The sequence below is a fragment of the Streptomyces sp. NPDC050287 genome (assembly GCF_044459385.1).
In the GTDB taxonomy this organism is placed as follows: Bacteria; Actinomycetota; Actinomycetes; order Streptomycetales; family Streptomycetaceae; genus Streptomyces.
Genome location: NZ_JBITIY010000012.1, coordinates 263,613 through 283,311, shown reverse-complemented (window position 1 = coordinate 283,311; position 19,699 = coordinate 263,613). Strand labels below are relative to the sequence as shown.

The following is a 19,699-nucleotide window of genomic DNA, read 5'->3' as shown; positions in this document are numbered from 1 at the left end:
CGGCGGTTGCCCTGCTGGGTGATTACACCCGGTTCAGCGGAATGTCCCGCTACCTGGTCTACCGCTGGTTCACCGACCCGGCGCAACGCAGCCTCTATCCCGTCGAGGACCACGCCCTGCGGGGCAGGGTGTTCACCGTCGATCTCCGAGCGGCGTACACGGCGGACCCTCAGGGCAGGGCCGGCGAGATCGTCGCGGCACTGCTGGAGGTCAGTCCGGAATTCGCCGACCTCTGGAAGTTGCACGAGGTGGACGTCACCCACCACAACGACCTCAAACGCTACCTGCACGGGGAGTTGGGCGAGCTGGAGCTGTACTGCCAGCGGCTGGTGGACCCCGACCAGGCCCAGGAGCTGCTGGTCTTCTCCGCCGTACCCGGCTCAACGGACTACGAAAAACTCCAACTCCTCGCAGCCGTAGGCGCTTAAGACGTCGTTTCTGATGGTGCGCTTTGCACGGTTGTGACGACCATCGGGAAGCATCATGGAGGGGTGCGGATTCTCGAGATGTTTCAGCGGGGTCGTTGGGCTTGGCCGACCAGTCCTCCTCCGACCGTTCCTCCCGCCGGACCGCCGTCGTTTCACTGCCCACAGTGCAAGCGGACCGCACCCGCCGGGCTTACGGTCTGCGGCTTGTGCGGCCAGGCGCTCCAGGACGGCCGCGTAGCACGGGAACAGTTCGGCTACAGCGACGAGGACGCTTCGCGGTAGGCCTGACCTGCGGCGGGGTGATCGACGTCCTGGTCACCCCGGTCCGTGGAGACGCGCCGCACCGGCGGGTGTTCGAGACGGCGCTCTCGGCCGACGCCGGTGGCGAGACGGCCGCGGGCCGCCCGCGTGGTCCGGGGCCCGGACGAACTGCTCGGCCGCGCACTGCTGGTCCGCGCCGACGGGACGTACGAGGGCGGTCTCGGCGGCGATCCGCGGCTGGACCGGGCGGCGGCCGCCGAGAACCGCGCGCTGCTGGACACCGGTCGCACCGGCACGGCCGACGTCTCGGAGGACGGCTCGCACTGCCCGGGCGGTGTGACGCTGCTCGTCGAGTCCAGTGTCGAACCGCCCCGCATGATCGTCTTCGGGACGATCGACTTCGCGGAGGCGCTCGTGCGGACGGGCAAGTCCGTGGGATACCACGTGACCGTCTGCGACGCTCGCATCCGCTCGAGACGTTGGTCCGAAAGGGCGCTCGCCGCCGGCAGCGGGCATGTCCGTGAAGTGCCGGGAGTCGCCTTGTCGCCGGCGACGACCAGCACGGGTGCGGTCATGGTGGAGAAGTCGACGTTGCCGATGACACGAAGTACGCGGCAGGGTCTTCACCGCCGAACTCCGGGCGGCCTACACCGCAGATCCCAAAGGCGGGCCCGCCGAGATCGTCGCGGCCCTGCTGGAAGCCAGCCCGGAATTTGGCGAGGTCTGGCGACGACACGAAATAGACGTCACTCACCACCACGACCTCAAGCCCTACCTGCACCCCGAACTCGGCGAGCCCGAGATGTACGCACAACGGCTGGTGGACCGTGACGCGGCACAGGAACTGCTCGTCTTCTCCGCGACGCCCGGCTCCCCGAGCCATGAGAAACTCCAGCTCCTGACCGCCGTACGGAAGTAGCCCGTCGGGCTTCCCGGATGCCGCGGCGCTGGGTGGTCCGCCGTCTCGCCGCCCCCTGTCCGTCTCTACCGCATCGCATGCTTGACCACGGACAACTTGTCCGGGGTCAGGCAGGACCTTCATCCGGATTCCGGTCGACGACATGCTTGATCAGTCGAACGCGGCGACGCCGAGCAACTGTCGCGGCTGGTGGCGCTGATCGACGTCCGGTGAGCTGCGCGTTGATGCGGCGCAGCGAGTGCCGCTGGCGGAGATCGGCCCGCGACGGCTCGGCCAGCCATCAGCCTGTTCTGCCACTCACCCCACGCAGCGAAAGACCGAGATCATGACACTCGAATTCGACCCGGAAGTAGCCGACGTCCTGGCCCAGATGGGCGGAACCGACGCATTCCAGCCCCCACGTGACGACGTCGAGGGGCGGCGAGCCTTCTGGGAGCCGATCCTCGCAGCCTCCAGCACCGCTCAGCCCTTCCCCGAAGACGTCCGGATGAGCGACAGCTACGCCACCACAGACGACGCCACCCGGATCCAGATGCGCTGGTACACCAAGGAGGGCGCGACCCCGGGTCCGGCGGTGGTGTACTTCCACGGTGGCGGATACTTCTTCGGCCACATCGACCACTTCGACGGCACTCTCGCCCGCTACGTCTCCGCCAGCGGCGTGCCGATGCTGTCGGTCGAGTACCGCCGCGCCCCCGAGCACCCCTTCCCGACCCCGCTCGAAGACGGTTACGCGGCGCTGCGCTGGCTGCACGAGCACGCCGCAGAGCTCGGCGTCGACCCCGGCCGGATCGGCGTGATGGGCGACAGCGCCGGCGGCGGCCTGGCCGCAGCCGTGGCAATCCTGACGCGAGAGCGCGGCGGCCCGAAGATCGCCCGGCAGATCCTCATCATGCCGATGCTCGACGACCGCACCGGCGCCCCCGACCCCCACCTTGCGCCCTTCATCTACAACTACGGCGACCTTGTCACCGGATGGCGGACCTTCCTCGGCGACGCCGTCGGAGGGTCCGACGTCCCGGCCACGGCGGCCCCGGCCCGGCTCGAGGACGCGACCGGCCTGCCGCCGGCCTACATCGAGGTCGGCCAGCTCGACCTGTTCCGCGACGAGGACACCGCCTACGCCACCAAGCTCAGCCGCGCCGGCGTGCCGGTGGAGTTCCACCTGCACCCCGGCGTCCCGCACGAGTTCGACTCCATCGCCTTCACCTCCGACGTCGCGCGGCGTGCCATCGCCGACCGCGTCCGGGTGCTGAAGTCGATCTGAGCCGCGACCACCGAGCCATCCACTGCACGGAAAGAATGTGATGACTCTCTGGACCCCATCACTGTCGGCGCCATCGAGCTGCCGCACCGCCTCGCCATGGCTCCGATGACGCGTGACCGCTCCCGGCCGGACGGCGTCCCCACCGACCTCAACCGCGCGTACGACCGTCAGCGCGCGTCGATGGCCCTCATCATCACCGAAGGCACCCAACCCTCCGCCGACGGCCAGGGTTACCTGCTGACCCCCGGCATCTGCACCGAGGCACACATCGCCGGCTGGCAGGAGATCACCAGCGCCGTGCACGCCGCCGACGGGCGCATCGTCGTCCAGCTCATGCACACCGGCCGCATCTCCCACCCCGACAACACCCCCACCACCGCCGGCCCGTCGCCCCCTCGGCCATCCAGCCCAAGGGCGCGATGTTCACCACCTCCGGCTTGCAGGACATGCCCACCTTCCGGGCCTTGGCCACCGACGAAGTCGCCGACGTGGTCGACGAATTCCGCCATGCGGCCTCGGCCGCCATCGCAGCCGGCTTCGACGGAGTCGAGATCCACAGCGCCAACGGCTACCTCGTCCACCAGTTCCTCGCCGGCAACACCAACCAGCGCACCGACCGCTACGGCGGCCCGCTCGAAAACCGCATCCGCTTCGCGGTCGATGTCGCCTCCGCGGTGGCCGACGAGATCGGCGCCGACCGCACCGGTCTGCGCCTCTCCCCCGGCAACCCCTACAACGACATCGCCGAACACGACACCCGCGACCTGTACCCGGCACTCGTCACGGCCCTGGCACCACTGAGCCTCGCCTACCTCCACCTGATCCACGGCGGCGACGAGGAACTCCTGCGCACGGTCGGTACCACGGCATTGGCCAACCCCGACCTCCCGGACCGCATCCGCTCCGGCGCACCGCTCAACCAGGCCGACCCGGCCACCTTCTACGGCGGCGACCACCACGGCTACACCGACTACCCCACCCTCGCCGCGACGTTGGTCTGACAAGCACTTCCGACAGGAGAATTCCGATGTCCCACGACAACGTGGTCACGGTCCTCGGCGCGACCGGTACTCAGGGAGGTGCGGTCGCGCGTACGCTGCTGGCCGACGGCGCCTTCACCGTACGGCGGGAAACATGTTCCAGTACTACGCCGAGTTCTCCGGGTCCTACCGTGGCCTGCGTGAGCGCGAAGCGACACGCGCGTTCAACCCGGATCTGTTGACCCTGACCGACTTCCTGGCCGCACACCGTGCCGAACTCGAAGCCTGACCGACTGCTCGGCGACTCAGAGGAATATCCATGACCAGCTACGACAGCAGCCTGTTCAGTCCCCCCGGAACCCCCGGCTACGCGGAAGCGGACTCCTCCTTCCAGCGTTTCGCGGCTCCTGCTCTGGATCCGCGGCTCGACCTCACCGGGCGGACTCGCCCCGGGCAGGTTCAGCGGCCGATCTTGTCCAGCTCGGCGAGTTCTTCCTCGGAGAGCGAGAGTCCCGCGCCGGTGACGTTCTCGCGCAGGTGGGCCACCGACGAGGTGCCGGGAATGAGCAGAATGTTCGGTGACCGCTGCAGCAGCCAGGCCAGGGCGACCGACATCGGCGTCGCATCGAGCCGGGCGGAGACCGCGGTCAGCGCCGCGGACTGCAGCGGGGTGAAGCCGCCGAGCGGGAAGAACGGAACGTAGGCGATGCCCTTGGCGGCAAGGTCGTCGATCAGTTCGTCATCCTGACGGTAGGCGAGGTTGTACATGTTCTGCACGCACACGATCGGCGCGATCGCCTGCGCCTCGGCGACCTGCTCCGCCGTCGTGTTGCTCACTCCCAGGTGCCGGATCAAGCCCTCCTGCTGGAGTTGGACGAGAGTCTCGAAGGGCTCGGCGAGCGAGCCGGGCCGGGGGCCCTGGGCGTCGCCGAGCCGGAGGTTGACCACGTCGAGAGCGTCGACTCCGAGGTCCTCAAGGTTCTCGTGTACGGCGCGGCGCAGCTCCTCGGGCCGCCGGGCAGGGGGCCAGCCGCCCTGCTCATCGCGGACCGCGCCGACCTTCGTCACGATGTGAAGTGATGCGGCATAGGGGTGCAGTGCTTCACGGATCAGCTGGTTGGTGACGCGTGGACCGTAGGCGCCGGAGGTGTCGATGTGGGTGATGCCCAGGGCAGCGGCCTCACGCAGGACGGCGAGCGCGCCGTCGGGATCGGCGGGCATGCCCATGACGCCGGGGCCGGCGAGCTGCATAGCGCCGTACCCGAAGCGGTTGACGGTCAGGTCACCCAGGGTCCAGGTGCCGCCGGGCAGTGACGGGGAGGGTGTGTTCGTGGTGTCGCTCATGCCGTCGATGGTCACTCCCGGACAGGCATCGCATCCAATACCGATACGGTGCCCTGTCATACCCAGTGGGTATCACGGAGGTACGCTGGGGTCATGGACACCTTGGAGACCCGCGAGCTGAGGTACTTTCTGGCCGTCGCCGAGGAACTGCACTTCGGCCGGGCCGCCAAGCGCCTTGGCATGGCGCAGCCACCGCTGTCCCGGGCGATTCAGCAGCTCGAGCGGCGCCTCGGCGTCGCCCTACTGCAGCGCAACCGCCGCGGCGTCGCCTTGACCGACGCCGGAGAGATGCTGCTGCACGAGGGCCGCGCGGCCCTCGACGCGACCACCGCCGCCGCCCGCCGCACCCGCCGTGCCGGCGGCGCCGACCGTCCGGGCAGCTCCCGCAACCGCCTGGTACTGGCGGTGAAGGCCGGCTCATCCCACGAACTGTTGCACAAACTCCTCGACGCCTACGCGGTCGAGCCCGACGCCGCCGAGATCGAGGTACTGCCGAGCGGCACGTGCGAGCAGGGCGAGATGCTGCGTGACGGCCGCGCCGATGTGGCGCTCATGCACGCGCCGTTCAACTCCCTCACCGGGTTCGACAGTGAGGAACTGATGACCGAAGGACAGATCGCCATCTTGCCCGCCGGGCACCCCCTCGCCACGCACAGGACACTGTCCCTCGCCGACATCAGCAACATCCCCGATCTTCCGCTCGCCCGCTGGGCCCACGACGGTGTCTACCCACCCGGCCCGGGCCCCGAGATCCGCGACCAGACGCAGTTGGCCCAGTTGATCGCCCTCGGTCGCACCGTGGCCGTCTTCCCCGACTCCGCCCGCTCCTGGCTGTGGGCCGAGCACACCGCCGTCCCCCTGACCGACGCGCCCCCCGTCGTCACCCACATCGCCTGGCCCGCGCACAGCCGCTCCCTCGCCCTCGCCGGGCTGATCCGCACAGCCACCCGGCTATGACCGGCCTCGGAGACCGTCGGATGACTCATCACAGCGTTCCCCTTTTGCTTGCATGGGACTGTGAAAATTCAATGGCCCTGTTCGGCAGTCGGCAGCGCACCAGGCAGTGGACGCCTTGCCGAACCGTGCGAAACGGCGTGACGTCTCCGCCTTGGGTCTGGCATTACTGAGGTTGAACTCGTGATGGCGTAGGGGCTGATGGCTCGTCGTCCGTGCGGTATCACCGGGGCATGCGGTATCCACAAGGAGGCGGGCTGGCTGCCGAACGGCGGGAGTTCCGCGAGGAGTTACGGCTCAAGGCGGCCGAGCGGTTCGCCCAGGGCGAGGCGACCTCGGTCGTCGCCAAGGCCCTGCGCGTCAACGTCCGCTCGGTACAACGGTGGCGGCAGAAGTGGGAGGAGGGCGGTCCGCGGGCCCTGCGGTCGCAGGGGCCGGCATCGCTTCCGAGGCTGAGCCAGGAGCAGTTCGCGCGGCTGGAGGCGGAGCTGGTCAAGGGGTCGGCCGCGCACGGCTGGGAGGACCAGCGCTGGACACTGGCGCGGATCAAGACGGTGATCGGTCGGCGCTTCCAACCAGTCGTTACGCGCCGGCAGTTTCCGCACGCCCTGGATCGTGCAGGCCATGCCTGGCAGGTCCCGGCCCGACGGGCCATGGAGCGGGACGACGAGGCGGTGGCCGGGTGGGTCAAGGAGGTGTGGCCCTGCGCGGAAGACTCGCGGCGGCCCGTGGAGCCTGCCTGTCTTCGAGGACGAAGCCGGATTCTCCATGACGCCGCCGCACACGAAGACCTGGTCACAGCGCGGCCGGACCCCGGGTGGTGCGGGTCCGCGGCCGCTCCCGCAGGCGGATTTCCATCGCCGCGCTGACCTGCTGCAAACCCGGTCACCGCTCCGGGCTCATCTACCGGCCCCGCCATGACGACGGCCGTCGCGATGGGCGCAAGAGCTTCTCCTGGCGCGACTACCGGGACCTGTTGATCGCAGCACACCAGCAGCTCGGTGGCCCGATCGTGCTCGTCTGGGACAACCTCAACGTCCACAAGGCCGCCGACCTGCAAAAGTTCGCCGAGGCCCGGGACTGGCCGGCCATCTGCCAACTGCCGCCCAACGTCGCCTTCAGCACCCCCGAACACATCGTCCAGCGCATCCGGCGCGGCCTACGGCCCATCCAGTACCGCAGCGAACTCATGGACGGCTGCCTGCCGAGACCGGCCTGACAGTCAGACCCACTTGAGCAACCCGGCCACATCACGAGTTCAACCTCAGTAACGCAGGGCGACCGCGAGTGCCTCGGCCAGGGGCACGGGCGGGCGGCCGATCAGGCGGCGCAAGTCGCCCGAGTCGGTGTACATCTCGCCGCGGTTCATGCCGCGGTCAGCGTCAGCGAGGACCTCCGCCAGCTCGGCGGGTAGGCCCGCGGCGGCCAGTACCTGGGCGAAGTCGGCCACCGGGAGGTCAGCGTAGGCAACCTGCTTTCCGGCCGCAGCGGAGATCGCGGCGGCGAGCTCAGTCAGGGTGAAGGATTCGTCGCCGCCGAGCTCGTACACGGCGCCGGTGTGGCCTTCAGCGGTGAGGACGACCGCTGCGGCCTCGGCGTAGTCGGCGCGGGACGCGGCGCTGATCCTCCCCTCGCCTGCGGCGCCGACGACCGCGCCGTTCTGCAGGATCTGCGGCAGTTGGCTGGTGTAGTTCTCCAGGTACCAGCCGTTGCGCAGCAGCACGCTGGGGATTCCGCGGTCCCGCAGATACGCCTCGGTCTCGCTGTGTGTGGCACCGATGACGGTGGTGGCCGTGTCCGCGTGCGTCGTGCTCGTGTACGCCACTAGCGACACGCCTGCGGATGCCGCGGCGTCGATCACGCGGCGGTGGTTGGCGACCCGCTCGCCCACGGGGACCGAGGCCGAGATCAGCAGCAGCCTGTCCGCCCCCGCGAACGCCTCGGCCAGGCCGTCGGTGTCCGCGAAGTCGGCGCGGCGTACCGTGATGCCTCGGTCGGCCAGGTCCTTGATCCTGGCGATGTCCCGGCCGGTCGCGATGATGTCCGCGGCCGGGATCCCGCGCCGCAGCAGTGCCTCGATGGTGAGCCTGCCCAGCTGACCGGTGGCTCCAGTGACGACGATCGGCATGATGGTCATTCCTTCCTTCGCGCGTGCCTCGCACGCCTGCCGCGGTCCGTCCGCAGTGGGGTGGAACACAGAATGACCTGGACACTCTCTCTTGGTGAGTAGCCACTTCTTGGTATGGTACTTACCGAACGGATAGCATGGAGGTGAGCCGTATGACTGCTGTCGAGAACGTGACCGGGCCCATACCGTCGTTCGATCCGTACGAGCGCGGCTGCCCGTCGCGGGACCTGCTCGACCAGATCGGCAGCAAGTGGGCGGTCCTCGTGCTGGGCGAACTCGGCCGGAACGGGACCTCCCGGTTCGGCCAGCTCCGGCAGGCACTGGCGGGCGTGAGCGAGAAGATGCTCACCCAGACGCTGCGCACCCTCGAACGCGACGGGCTGGTCAGCCGGACCGTCTACCCAGAGGTGCCGCCGCACGTGGAATATGAGCTGACTGCGCTCGGCCAGACGCTACGGGAACCACTGAAGGCGCTCACGGAGTGGTCCGTCCTGCACATCGAAGAAGTCATCACCGCCCGAGAAGAGTACGACGACCGCACTGAGCGCACCCGGTAATCGGCGGCGGCCGGCGGTCTGTTCATAGACGGCCGCCTCGCCGACACCGGCCCGCCGATCAGACTCACCTGAGCAACCCGGCGACATCACGAGTTCAACCTCAGTAGACGCAATGCCGTGACTCTGTTAGCGGTACGGAACGGTACGTTGATCCGGCTGAAGGTCGGGCACCTGCCCGGTGACCGCGACTGGAACCCGGTGTGGCCGTGGTCCTCGCGCACCGGGATGACCGGTGCAGACGTCGACCTGCGCTTGCAGGCGTTCCTCCGCAGATTCGATCTGGAACGTACCTTCCGGCAGTTCAAGCAGACCGTGTGCTGGACCGTCCCCAAGGTCCGCAACCCGCACATGCTGACCTGTCGGCCTGTCGGCCTGTCTGATCATCGCCGCCCACACCCAACTCCGCCTCGTCCGACCCCTCGCCGAGGACCTCCGCTGCCCCTGGTAATGGCCCACCGAACCGCGCCGGCTCATCCCCGCCCGGGTCCGCATGAGGTTCCGCCACCTCCGCGTGAGGACCGCCCGTCCCGCCGACGTGCCCCGACCCTCCAAGCCCGGCCCTCGACGCCCACCCGGCTCGAAGAACCGCAGGCCAGCCCCACGTCACGAGCCGGGGAAGACCGTGAACCGAAACGTTCGGTCTGGCAAATACACCAACGATGCTTTGTTGTCCATACCGCCGCCTGCCCCACATCCCGGTAGCCAGGGGGTTAGCTTGTCCTGACCATGATCTTTACGGTCGACTTGTGTCTTCGAACAATTCCCCTCGCAACGGTCGGCACCGAGGCCACCGTGTGCGCACACTGCCTGCCTTGGTTGCCGCCGCCGCGCTCGGTGTCGGCGCTGTAACCATCATGATCCAGTCGGCCGAGGCGACAGCGATGCATCCATCCACGCTTAAGTGGGGCGCGTGCCCCACGGACGCCCCGGCCCCGCAGCAATGCGCCAGGCTCAAGGTGCCGCTGGACTACAAGGATCCGGAGGGACAAGGGATCGCGATCGAAGTGTCCCGGATCCCTGCAGCCGATCCGAAGAAGCGCAAGGGCGTCCTGATGCTCAACGGCGGGGGCCCCGGCTCCAGCCTGGACGTTCCTACCGCGATGGGCAGTCTCCTGCCTGAGGCAGTGCGAGACAGCTACGACCTGGTCGCTTTCGACCCTCGCGGCATCGGGCACAGCACTCCGATGAACTGCGGCCGGGACGCCGATGAACTCGTCCGCGATGAGCAGCTGGAGGTGCTCTCCTTCCCAGGCGCGGACGGTTCGATCAACGCCAACGTGGCATACGCCAAGCGGATGGCCCACCAGTGCGCAGCCAACTCAGCTGAACTGTTGCCGCACTTGACCACTGCGAACGTCGCCAGGGACATGGACCGGATCCGCAGCGCGCTCGGAGAGCGCTCCGTTTCCTACTACGGCATTTCCTGGGGCACCTACCTGGGTTCGATCTACCGAGCGCTGTTTCCCGAGAATGTCGACCGAGTGGTGCTCGACAGTTCGGTCGACCCCAACAAGCGCGGCTACGACGACTTCCGTACATTCAGTGAAGCCATGGAGGACCGCTGGCCCGATCTTGCCCGATTCGCGGTCGCCCATGAGGACACAGTCGGTCTCGGCAGCACGCCCAGTGACGTGCGGCGAAACTACCTTGCCCTGGCGGCCGAGCTCGATCGTCGGCCCGTCTCGCTGCCGGGCACCAAGGCCCCGATCAACGGCAATCTCATACGCTTCTTCACCTGGCAGCTCTCGTACAACGACGCGAGCATGATCGCGACGAAAGAGTCGCCGGCGCCCATGCTTGCCCGGCTGTGGCAGGCCGCAGTCGGCGTCGCAGCAGGAAATCCCAGCGACGCCGACCGTACCTTCCTCACGGAACTGACCCACGACTTCGTCGCCAACGGCACGATGCAGGGAGTTCCGCAAGACAATCTCTATTCAGCGGGCTGGGCGATCAGCTGTGGGGACAAGGCCTGGCCACGCAACATCAGGACTTATGCTCACAACACCGCTGTCGACCGGGCGAAGTTCCCACTCACGGCGGGTGCTCCGGCCAACATCACGCCCTGTTCGGCCTGGGTCTCGCAACCAGCCGGCCCTGAGCCGAAGGTCAAACCCATTGGAAAGCGCAATGTACTGATTCTGCAGAATCGACGCGACCCGGCCACTCCGCTCAGTACCGCTCGTGGCATGCGCCAGGCAATGGGTGGTGATGCGGTCTTGGTGGACGTCGATGCAGGGGGCCACGGAGTGCTGGTTCATCCTGAGCCGAATGCCTGCGCTATAGGCGCCTTGGAGGCCTTCTTCGTCTCGAGTGAACTACCGCGTGGCGACACGTCCTGCACGTAAGCTTGGTGTTTGACCTCGACCGTTCACCTGATCCGCTGATCTTGATTCGTTCCCGGGACGGCCGAGTGCACGTGGTGGTCAACAACGCGGGAGTGATGCCGCTCTCGCCGCTGGAAGCTCTGAAGGTCGACGTGTGGGACCGGATGATCGACGTGAATGTGCGGGGGGCCTGCACGGTATCGCCGCCGCCCTGCCCGTGATGCGCGCTCAGGGCGGCGGGCACTTTGTGAACATCGCCTCGGTCGGCGCGTACGAGGTCTCCCCCATCGCAGCCGTCTACTGCGCCACCAAGTTCGCCGTCCGGGCGATCTCCGAAGGACTGCGCCAGGAGTCCACCGGGAACATCCGGGTCGTCCTCGTCTCCCCACGCGTGACCGAGTCCGAACTCGCCGACAGCATCTCCGACCCTGCCGCCAGAGAGGCCATGAAGACCTACCGCGCCGTGGCATTGCCCGCCTCAGCCATCGCGGAGGCCATTGCCTACGCCCGCCCGCGCTGCGAACGTCCTCGGGCGGTGGTCGCAGGTGTGGTCGAGGCCGGCCGCTCGCCTGGCGCGGCTCCGGATGGGAGGGGCGCCGCACACGACTGGGCCAAGGGCGAGGCGCTGCCCTTGTACGACGAGATCAGCCGTGTGCGTTGTCTGTTCAAACGCGTCCGCGAGGAACTCGCGGCAACGCGGGCCGCCAACAGGGAGCTGACCCGAGCCTTGAACCATGAAGGCCGGTAAGAACGGTGCCGCTCGAAGGGCGACCTCGGAAATCGACACCTCGGCGAGACCGGCGTCAACAACGACACGACCTCATTCAGCCAACATGCGTAACGCCTGACCTTTGCCGTCATGTCAGGGAAGGGGTTGCTGATCCACTGGTTGTGTCCTCCGCCTCACCAGCGAAGGCCAGGATCCCATGCACATGGCACACGGGGTAGGCATTCCTCGTACGGTTCGCAAAATCATCCAGCAATTGGTAGCCGGCAACAAGAACGACCTCGTTCCCCTGATATGACTCCAGGTTGATCACCGCAGCCTCAAGAAGGCCGATCTCGTCGGCTAGCAACGGAATGCTGCGGCGCCCTCGGATTGAGGCAAATCCGGCTCGCGCGTAAAGTATCGGTATCAGACTGGATCCGCTGGCCCTGGCGAGGGTTTCTTTGCCTGCCTCACTCAGCTCGACAATACGAGAATGAGCGTGCTCAAGAATCTCTATAAGGGTTGCTGTTTCCTGGATCGCGATCGCAATCGCATCTGGGAGGGCTGGCGTCAAGGGCTTGTGAGGCTGGTCACGGTGACGTCGGCGCATCGATCTGCTCCCGGAGGAAGGGGCTGCATGAGGGGGCTGAATGCCGCTCGAGACCTAGCCGTTCCGCACCGCAGCCGATAACGCAGGAGTCAAGTGGTGTCCAAAGTGTAGCGTAAGCACTTTCATCGTCTGGCATCCCCGGTCACTCTTTGCCTCAACTGTGACATTAATTTCACAAAAGGGGTTCAATTGGATATCCGGTACGCGGAAATCCTCGGGAGGAGTGACCTTCAGGGAATTATGTCGCTCGCTCGCCGACCGCGAGGCACGCATGGCGAGCTGGAATGGAGCCGGTGTGGAGAGTCGGTCTTGCAACCGACTCTCCACACCGGCCTGTTCCTGCCCATTGACCTCAGAGTGGGAGGTTTTGCTTCCTCCGGCGGCGGCGCTCAGCGAAGGCGCTCAGGGTTCCGATGACCCAGAGAACACCGAACGAGATGAAGATTCCACTCGGATCGCCGTAACCGTAGAAGGCTACGAAGAGGAGTACTGAAATTACTCCCGCCGCCCATCCGACGAGAAATGGATGCTGTGCTGACCAGCGGTTCGCTGTGTCTCGGCGGGACGTCATTCCGTCATCACCACCTGTTCCATCGACTGTAGGTACGCCATCCGCTTCGGAATCCATTCCGATAAGCCCTGCGAATGTACTGAGGGCGATATCTTCCGACGCGTGTTCTGTAATGGCCGGAGTATCGGTTGATGAGGTGGTCCTGAAGCCCTCGCTTTCCGCCGCGCCATGTGGCGGCCCAGTAGCCACCTATGTGCCGCTTCTTCTTCGGGGTCGACCAGCGGTAGTTGAGAGCACCGATTGCGGCTCCGGATCCTGCGGCGCAGGCAAGTGTCCCCCATCCACCGGTGACGAAGGAGCAGCCGATCGTGAAGCCCCATGTGGCGACGGTCACCCGGTGCTTTCGCCACCACTTGCGGAAGCCGAACTTGCCATCGAGGTCGTACCCGTTGAGGGGATCGCCGTTGACGTAGTCGTAGGCGTTGGCGTTACCGCCCAGGATGGGGTCGACGGAGAGGAAGCGGCCCGTGGCCGGGTCGTAGAGGCGGACGCCCATGAGGGTGGCGCCGCTGGGAGTTTCGGTGGAGCGTTGCTTGCCGCCGAGCCAGCCGTAGCGGGCGGGGTCGGTGCCGGGCAGCAGGTTGCCGTACTCGTCGTAGGCGTTGACCACCGGGGTGGTGCTGTCCACGAGCGGGATCCGGGTGGCGATGTCACCGTGCAGGTTCGACAGTTGCAGGACGACGTCGCCGGTCGCGCTGGTGGTGGCGATCAGGTTGCCGGCCAGGTCTTCGATGCTGCGGCTGATGCCGTTGCTCGCCGCGGTCCAGTCCGGGCTGTCGCCGTCGCCGCCGTAGTGGTTCGTCGTGGTGGTGGCTGTTCCCCAGGTGCCGTCCTCTGCCTGTTCCTCGTTGGCCCAGGAGGCGAGGCGTCCGCCGGCGTCCAGGCTCCAGGTGGTGCGCTTGGAGTTGGCGGTGATCTGACGGACGAGGTCGTTGGCGTAGTAGGCGTTCTGGGTGCCGACGGCTTGCGTGGTGGTGCGGCCGAAGGCGTCGTAGACGGTGCCGGTGGTGATCAGCCGGTCGGCGCTGTCGTAGGTGGAGTTGACAGTGTTGGCAGTGGGATCGCCTCCGTCGACGTCGTCGATCGTGGTGGTCAGGGAGGTGCGGTTGGTGTTGTCGTCGAAGCCGTACGCGCGGTGCGTGGTGACACCCGCCTGGGAGTCATCCACCTTGGTCAGGCGGCCCGCCGCGTCGTAGGTGTACTCCTGGTAGGCGCCGCCTCCGGTGTAGGTGGTGCGGGAGACAACCTGTTCGTGGATGGAGTCGCTGGTGGACTCGCCCTGGACGGTCCAGCCGGACTCCCAGTGCCAGTAGCGGGAGGTCTCACTGCCGGTGGGGTCGAGGTTGTATTCGACGTCCATGTTCCACGGCAGCACCTGCTTGTAGAGACGGCCGTCGGAGTCGTAGGAGCCGGTGACGTCGCCGATGGTTCCCATCACCGAGTCGTGGACCCTGCTCGGCAGGCCTGCGGGGTTGTCGTAGTCGTAGGTGACCGTGGACGGGGCCGAGTCGGTGACCCTGACCTTGCGGTCGCGGTTGTCGTACTCGGTGCGGGTGACATTGCCCGCGCCGTCGTCGTAGGTGATCTCCCTGCCGAGCAGGTCGGTGGAGTGGCGGATGGTGGCGGAGCCGTTGGTGACGGTCGCCACGGAGCCGTCGTCCGGGGAGTAGGTGGTGGTCTGTGCCGGTACGGCGGTGCCGATGCCACCCGTGATCTGTGACTGCTTGAGACGACCCGCGGCGTCGTAGGTGTTCTCCGTGGTGCGCGTGACGCCGTTGGCGGTCTCGGTGACCTTGGCCGGGTTGCCCCAGCGGTCGTACTCGGTGGTCTTGAGCGGGAGTTCGGCGGGGTTGGAGCCCCCGCCAGTGATGTTGCCGCCCGGGCCGGTGGAGCAGACCAGGTCGGCCCATTCCGGCCGTCCTTCGCAGGTGCCGGTGCCGGTGGCGGCCCAGTAGCGGGTCACCGTGGCTCCGGCGTCGGTGCCGTTGGACTTGGGCAGCGTGGTCTTGGTGATCCGGCCCTGGGCGTCGTAGCTGGTGGTTTTGGTCAGCTTCAGCCCGTTCGGGTCGGTGATCTCACTGGTGGGCAGACCCTTGACCCAGTCGTAGACGGTTGTGCTGGTGCGCACGTCGCCATCGGTGGGGTAGCCGTCGAGCGCCGCACCGACCAGGGTGGCGGTGATCTGGTCGCTCACCGTGGCGGTGCCATCGGTGGGCCGTCCCTCGTCGTAGCGGTTGACGGTGTGCTGGCGCGCGGCGACCTGGACTCCGGCCTGGAGGTCGGGACTGTCCTCGTCTCCATCGAGGGCCCGGGTGAGGGTGACCAGGTGCAGCGGCTCGGACTCTTCCAGTTTGCGTTTGCCGTCGGAGGAGTAGACCGAAACGGTGCCGAGCTTGCGGGCACGTTCGGCAGTGGAGTCGGCGAGGATGCCTGTCTCACTCTGGGTGTTGACCTGGTAGTCCTCGTTGCCCAAGGCGAGTTCGCGGTTGGTGGCCGTCAGGTCGAACACCGTGTTGCCGAACCGATCGTACTGCTTGACCGTCAGGTGCCGGCCGGGCAGGCCGGTGTTGACCTCGCGGCCGGAGGCGTCGGTGTAGGTGATGGTGGCCTTGTCGTAGTCGGCCGCCCCCAGATCACCGCCGGTGTGGGAGGACGGTACCTGGTCGGCGGGAAAGACCGCGGTGGCGTCCGTCGGTGCGTCCGTCTGACTCCACTTCGCGGCCTCGGCGGGCGCGACCTGGTGGGGGGCCTTCGTGTCGGACAGCGGCACGTCGTAGACGACCGAGGTGGTGGCCTTGCCGCCGTCCTGCTCGTCCTTGGTGCCCGCCTTCAGCGTCGGACGGGAGACCGCCAGCAGCATGCCGTCCCCGGCCACCGCGCTGGAACCGGCCTTGCCGTACTCGAACGCCCACGGCAGTTCGCCGGGCGGGGTCAGGGTGACCACGCGGCCGGCACTGTCGTAGGTGTAGGCGGTCTTCAGCGCCGGGGAGATCCGCGGGTCCCACTGCTCGCGCAGGCGGCCCTGGCTGTCGTAGGCGTACTGCGAGACGACCGTGGCGGTGGAGGTCGACGCACCGGGGTCGGTGGTCCACAGGCGGATCTGCGTGACCTGTCCGGTTATGTCACCGAGGGTGGTGCCGCTCGCCGTGGTGGCGGCGGCGTACTGGTACTCCAGGATTCGGCAGCCCTTGGTCGACGGCGTGCCCGCGCAGGTGGCGGCGGAGACAGCCGAGGACGGTGCAATGACGTACTTGGGCCGGGCCAGGGTCTTGCCGTCCACCGTGACCTTCTCCGAGATCACGGTCGTGGTGGAGTTCTCCGTCGGCAGGAAAGTCCTCGACAGCTGCCAGGTGGTGGCTGCCGTGTCCACCTTGGCGAACACCGACGTGGTGCCCTCCGTGTCCTTCAGGGTGAAGGAGCCCGTCAGCGTGCCGGTCAGCGTCAGGTCCTCGGCGCCGGTCTCCGGCTTCCAGCTGCCGCCCGTGGCCGCAGTGAAGCCGATCTCCTCGCCGTCCACGTCGACCACCGCCACCGAACTGGCCGAGGTCGCGCGCACATAGGCCCAGTCGCTCTCGGAGAGTTCGGCCAGGGTGCCCGCGGTCCACTGCGGGCCGAAGATGGCCACCTGCCCCTCCTGCTGCGAACCGTTCGCCGGGCGGCGGGAGGAGAAGGAACGCGTGGCGGTCAGGTCGAACCCGGAAGCGTCGGTGGCCGACAGGCCGAAGTCACCGGTGAGCGTGTTCACGCTGCCCGGGCCGACCTCCTCGCTGGGTGCCTCACCGGCGTTGCGGTCCACCGTGATCGTGGTGGCCGGGGAGGCATCACTGGTGCTTCCGTCGGTGAACACCGCACGGACGTCCACCGGGCCGTCTTCGCTGAAGGTGTCGGTGACGTTCCAGAACAGTGCCTCCGCACTGCCGCCCGTGACCTTCGCCGGCCACGCGGTCAGCGTCGAGCCGTCGGCCTTGCGGCGAACGTCCTTGGCGGGGATGTCCTTCCAGGTGTCCGTCTCACCGCGGCGGTACTGGTAGCGCACCCCGGTGTCGCTCGCCTTGCCCTCGCCGGTCAGCTCGGTGCGGCGGGCGGGACGGTCCCCGTCGTTCGGGGTGAGCAGAGCGGCGCCGGAACCGGCGTAGAAGGTGTGGGCCGTCTCCGCCGAGACGTTGCCGGCCGCGTCCCTGGTGCGCGCGGTCAGAACGTGCTTGCCCGCGCGGAAGACCGGCTTGCGGCTGACGGCCGTGCCGGCCGTGGCGGCCGACTGCCAGGTGCCCGAGTCCAGCTTCCACTGGACTTCCTTCACATCGCTGGTCGGCGGGGTGAAGGTGAACGTGCCGGTGAAGTCACCGTTGTCGTCGGGCGTACCGGACCACTGGCCGGCCGGGAAGTCGGTGGAGGACACCTTCGTCGTCGCCGGTGCCGTGGTGTCCACCGTCAGCGTACGGAAGGCTGACCAGGCGCTTGTCGCCGAACCGTCCGAAGAACGCGCACGCCACTTGTAGGCGCCCGCCGGCAGCGCCGTGGGCTTCCAGGACGCCTGCGCGCCGGAGGCCACATAGCCGCTGGCGCCGGAGCGCAGCGCGGCGGTGCCGTTCGATGCCCAGACCTCGAAGTCGAACTTGACCTGCGAGCCGTCGCCGTCCAGCGCCTTCGCCGAGAGGGTGGGCGTGGTGACGTTCGTGGCGGCCGAGGCCGCCGGGGCTATCAGGGTCGGGACGTCGGGGATGGAGTTGTAGGTCACCGACAGGTAGGGCGTGTTCGAGGCGGCGTTGCCGGAGTTGAACCGCTTCCAGCCGTACGGGTCGGACTCGTCGGCGGCGCGCAGCCCCAAGTGGTTGCTGCCATTGCCGTTACTGGCCCACGACTTCACCAGCGAGGTGACGTCCGCGTTGACCCAGCCGTCGTTGCAGGAGCTGGAGAATCCCTTGGTCTGGGTGCTGGTGGCGTACGTGGCGCCCCAGGTGGGCTGGCCTGTCCAGCGGGTGCTCGTGCTGGCCGCCCCCGTGCTCACCACCTCCCAGCCCTTGGCCGTGCAGGACCAGGAGTGGAACTCGAACAGGTTCAGCTTCGCCGCGTTGATCTGCTTCCCGGTGATGTTCTTCATCGGGAAGGACAGGAACGAACGGGCCTTCTGCCCTGATCCGTTGTTGCCGACCTTCAGCTCCGTGGCGGAGGACTGGTCGGTGGTGTAGCCCTCCTGGACGAAGGTGTCGAAGCTGGCGCCGACGTTGATGGTCGGGTCGATGGTGACCGGGAACTGGGTCTTCTCATCGGCCAGGAAATCGGCGTCCGGGGTCAGCGTGATGGTGATCGTGTCGCCGTCCTGCGCGACCTTCACCCCGACCTTCGCGGTGTGCGTGTGCTCACCGGAGTTCTTGTCGGTACGGGCATCCCACATCACCGGCGACGGCAGGACCCCCGCGGTCTTGCCCTTGGCATCGGTGAAGGTGATCGAGCCGTCCTCGTGCGCCTTCGCGGTCAGTCCCTTGGCCTTCAGGCTGTAGGCGACCTGGCCGGTGGCGTCGACAGCGGAACGGTTCTTCAGTTCCAGGAACTGCTCGTAGCCGGTCCGCGTGGACTCGATGAGCAGGTCAGTCGCCGCCAGCACGTCCTTGTACCGGGCGACCGTGTCCTCGGGGCCCTCGACCGTGGGCGTGGGCAGAGCGCCGTACCAGCCGAGCTGCATCTGCCGGCCCGCACGGTCCTCCATGCTCACCAGCGGCACCGGCGCCGACGCGCTCTTCGCGCCGGCCGTCTTCAGGCCCTTCGGAGCGGCCTTCCTGCCGGCGAGAGCCAGCCCATGGGGGTGGCCCTTCGCGCTGATCGAACCGTCTTCAGCCTGTGTCAACGAGGCGTCGACGTCATGCCACGCACCGTCGTCACCCTTGAAACGGATCGGCCCGGCATATGCCTCCTCCGTGACCGTGCCATCGGAATTCACGTAGGTGGTCGAGGTCTCCGTACGGGCATCGGTGACCTCGATCCGGCGGTTCTGAATCCTGGCCTTGAGCCGCGCGGCCGCCGCCGAAGCAGCGGTTGCGGGACCCAGGTTCTTGAGGTTGCCGGACACTTTCGCGCCGTCGGTTACACGTGACAGTGCGACGGCCTCGCCCGTGGACGCGACGACCACGGCCGCATCGACCGCCATCAGCAACGTCAACGCCAACGCCACGGGCCGCAAACGCCCCATGGACGGCAGCGGCCGGAACGGCAGCTCCGGATCGGCGGATCCGTGCCGCCTGTCTCTGTGGAAGAGAGATGACATGTGAAGTCCTTACCAGCGCAGTTACGCTCTGCACCAGCCGCAGATCTTCACACGGAACTCACAACATGTCATAACCCTCCCATGGTGATGACTTGAACGAACCCAACCCGTGCGCCAGGCCATTTGCCTGCCAAGTCCCGTTTGCGGCAGTGAAGTCATCACTCTTTGTGAAGTCAAGGTCGGACATCGGCGCCGAAATGGTCACTAGTTGAACTTTCGCGCCGTGAATGAGATTTTGCAAAACTTGACGAGCGGCATAGGTGACTTCCGGCCAGGAGTGCTCTAGTTTGCGCCACCTATCCCGCGTACGGACTCGTGCCTGCCTCCTGGCGTGGCCGTCTACTGACCTCGGCGTCATATCGGCAGGGTCCTCGTCGGCCCTGGT

Annotated in this window: 12 protein-coding genes and 5 pseudogenes; 12 read left to right on the top strand and 5 right to left on the bottom strand. The window is 67.4% G+C overall.

Going from position 1 to position 19,699, the window contains the following annotated elements:
* A pseudogene (locus ACIBK3_RS35330) lies at nucleotides 1–428 on the top strand (transcriptional regulator); the annotation flags it as partial.
* A gap of 204 nt (nucleotides 429–632) precedes the next feature.
* A pseudogene (locus ACIBK3_RS35325) lies at nucleotides 633–1,154 on the top strand (XdhC family protein); the annotation flags it as partial.
* Between the two features lie 106 nt (nucleotides 1,155–1,260).
* Here ACIBK3_RS35325 and ACIBK3_RS35320 read toward each other — a convergent pair.
* Nucleotides 1,261–1,443 (bottom strand): hypothetical protein, encoded by a 183-nt coding sequence (locus ACIBK3_RS35320; protein ID WP_399371701.1) that lies wholly within the window; start codon nucleotides 1,441–1,443, stop codon nucleotides 1,261–1,263.
* Here ACIBK3_RS35320 and ACIBK3_RS35315 point away from each other — a divergent pair.
* From ACIBK3_RS35315 to ACIBK3_RS35300, 4 genes and pseudogenes are all read left to right on the top strand, one after another.
* Nucleotides 1,363–1,608: pseudogene (locus tag ACIBK3_RS35315) on the top strand (transcriptional regulator); the annotation flags it as partial. The gene ACIBK3_RS35320 and the pseudogene ACIBK3_RS35315 overlap by 81 nt on opposite strands.
* Nucleotides 1,609–1,933: 325 nt before the next feature.
* Nucleotides 1,934–2,875 carry an alpha/beta hydrolase gene (locus ACIBK3_RS35310; RefSeq protein ID WP_399371691.1) on the top strand — a complete coding sequence of 314 codons (942 nt, stop codon included), beginning with the start codon at nucleotides 1,934–1,936 and terminating at the stop codon, nucleotides 2,873–2,875.
* 96 nt (nucleotides 2,876–2,971) lie between these two features.
* Nucleotides 2,972–3,876: pseudogene (locus tag ACIBK3_RS35305) on the top strand (alkene reductase).
* A 133-nt stretch (nucleotides 3,877–4,009) separates the two neighbouring features.
* Complete coding sequence (locus ACIBK3_RS35300) at nucleotides 4,010–4,144, top strand: hypothetical protein (RefSeq protein WP_399371689.1); 135 nt, start codon at nucleotides 4,010–4,012, stop codon at nucleotides 4,142–4,144.
* Nucleotides 4,145–4,314: 170 nt separating this feature from the next.
* On the opposite strand, the gene ACIBK3_RS35295 is transcribed toward ACIBK3_RS35300, so the two are convergent.
* Complete coding sequence (locus ACIBK3_RS35295; RefSeq protein ID WP_399371688.1) at nucleotides 4,315–5,199, bottom strand: aldo/keto reductase family oxidoreductase; 885 nt, start codon at nucleotides 5,197–5,199, stop codon at nucleotides 4,315–4,317.
* Nucleotides 5,200–5,292: 93 nt separating this feature from the next.
* On the opposite strand from ACIBK3_RS35295, the gene ACIBK3_RS35290 reads away from it, so the two are divergent.
* The 3 genes from ACIBK3_RS35290 (at nucleotide 5,293) to ACIBK3_RS35280 (ending at nucleotide 7,372) form a co-directional block, all read left to right on the top strand.
* Nucleotides 5,293–6,156 (top strand): LysR family transcriptional regulator, encoded by an 864-nt coding sequence (locus tag ACIBK3_RS35290; RefSeq protein WP_399371687.1) that lies wholly within the window; start codon nucleotides 5,293–5,295, stop codon nucleotides 6,154–6,156.
* 230 nt (nucleotides 6,157–6,386) lie between these two features.
* Nucleotides 6,387–7,022, top strand: coding sequence for a transposase (locus ACIBK3_RS35285; protein WP_399371686.1), 636 nt, complete (start codon nucleotides 6,387–6,389; stop codon nucleotides 7,020–7,022).
* A 107-nt stretch (nucleotides 7,023–7,129) separates the two neighbouring features.
* Nucleotides 7,130–7,372 (top strand): hypothetical protein, encoded by a 243-nt coding sequence (locus ACIBK3_RS35280; RefSeq protein ID WP_399371685.1) that lies wholly within the window; start codon nucleotides 7,130–7,132, stop codon nucleotides 7,370–7,372.
* A 45-nt stretch (nucleotides 7,373–7,417) separates the two neighbouring features.
* On the opposite strand, the gene ACIBK3_RS35275 is transcribed toward ACIBK3_RS35280, so the two are convergent.
* Nucleotides 7,418–8,290: an SDR family oxidoreductase gene (locus ACIBK3_RS35275; RefSeq protein ID WP_399371683.1), complete on the bottom strand. Its 873-nt coding sequence runs from the start codon at nucleotides 8,288–8,290 to the stop codon at nucleotides 7,418–7,420.
* A 143-nt stretch (nucleotides 8,291–8,433) separates the two neighbouring features.
* Between ACIBK3_RS35275 and ACIBK3_RS35270 the strand changes: the two genes are divergently transcribed.
* The 3 genes and pseudogenes from ACIBK3_RS35270 to ACIBK3_RS35260 all read left to right on the top strand — a co-directional run.
* Nucleotides 8,434–8,838: a helix-turn-helix domain-containing protein gene (locus ACIBK3_RS35270; RefSeq protein WP_132887351.1), complete on the top strand. Its 405-nt coding sequence runs from the start codon at nucleotides 8,434–8,436 to the stop codon at nucleotides 8,836–8,838.
* 812 nt (nucleotides 8,839–9,650) lie between these two features.
* Complete coding sequence (locus ACIBK3_RS35265; RefSeq protein WP_399371681.1) at nucleotides 9,651–11,183, top strand: alpha/beta hydrolase; 1,533 nt, start codon at nucleotides 9,651–9,653, stop codon at nucleotides 11,181–11,183.
* 53 nt (nucleotides 11,184–11,236) lie between these two features.
* Nucleotides 11,237–11,670 (top strand): annotated as a pseudogene (locus ACIBK3_RS35260) (SDR family oxidoreductase); the annotation flags it as partial.
* 349 nt (nucleotides 11,671–12,019) lie between these two features.
* Here ACIBK3_RS35260 and ACIBK3_RS35255 read toward each other — a convergent pair.
* Together ACIBK3_RS35255 and ACIBK3_RS35250 are read right to left on the bottom strand one after the other, a co-directional pair.
* On the bottom strand, nucleotides 12,020–12,445 hold the full coding sequence (locus tag ACIBK3_RS35255) for a hypothetical protein (protein WP_399371679.1): 426 nt from the start codon (nucleotides 12,443–12,445) through the stop codon (nucleotides 12,020–12,022).
* A 614-nt stretch (nucleotides 12,446–13,059) separates the two neighbouring features.
* Nucleotides 13,060–19,314 (bottom strand): DNRLRE domain-containing protein, encoded by a 6,255-nt coding sequence (locus tag ACIBK3_RS35250; RefSeq protein ID WP_399371678.1) that lies wholly within the window; start codon nucleotides 19,312–19,314, stop codon nucleotides 13,060–13,062.
* Between the last annotated feature and the right edge of the window lie 385 nt (nucleotides 19,315–19,699).